Source organism: Clostridioides sp. ZZV15-6383, from assembly GCF_020657735.1.
GTDB lineage: Bacteria > Bacillota > Clostridia > Peptostreptococcales > Peptostreptococcaceae > Clostridioides > Clostridioides difficile_D.
In genome coordinates, this window is sequence record NZ_JAGWCV010000179.1 from 1 (window position 1) to 350 (window position 350).

Below are 350 nucleotides of genomic sequence, written 5' to 3' on the forward strand. Positions count from 1 at the left end.
TTCTAAGGCGTGTGTCCGGGGTTCGAATCCCTGTGCGCTCACCACATATATTGGGGATTAGCCAAGTCGGTAAGGCACATGACTTTGACTCATGTATGCGTAGGTTCGAGTCCTGCATCCCCAGCCATTAAAATTAGGTTCATTAGCTCAGCTGGCAGAGTACCTGACTCTTAATCAGGGTGTCCCGAGTTCGATCCTAGGATGAATCATTGTGAAGTAGAATATGGAGAGGTGTCCGAGTGGTTTAAGGAGCTGGTCTTGAAAACCAGTGACTTCGAAAGGGGCCGTGGGTTCGAATCCCACCCTCTCCGCCAAATGCCCAGATAGCTCAGTCGGTAGAGCAGGGGACT

At 50.9% G+C, this 350-nt stretch carries 3 tRNA genes; all 3 read left to right on the forward strand.

From position 1 onward, the window contains the following. Positions 1-51: 51 nt before the first annotated feature. A tRNA-Gln gene (locus tag KGF42_RS19350) sits at positions 52-127 on the forward strand. 9 nt (positions 128-136) lie between these two features. After that, positions 137-209: transfer RNA gene (locus tag KGF42_RS19355), tRNA-Lys, on the forward strand. Positions 210-225: 16 nt separating this feature from the next. Continuing rightward, positions 226-314: transfer RNA gene (locus tag KGF42_RS19360), tRNA-Ser, on the forward strand. The last annotated feature ends 36 nt before the right edge of the window (positions 315-350 follow it).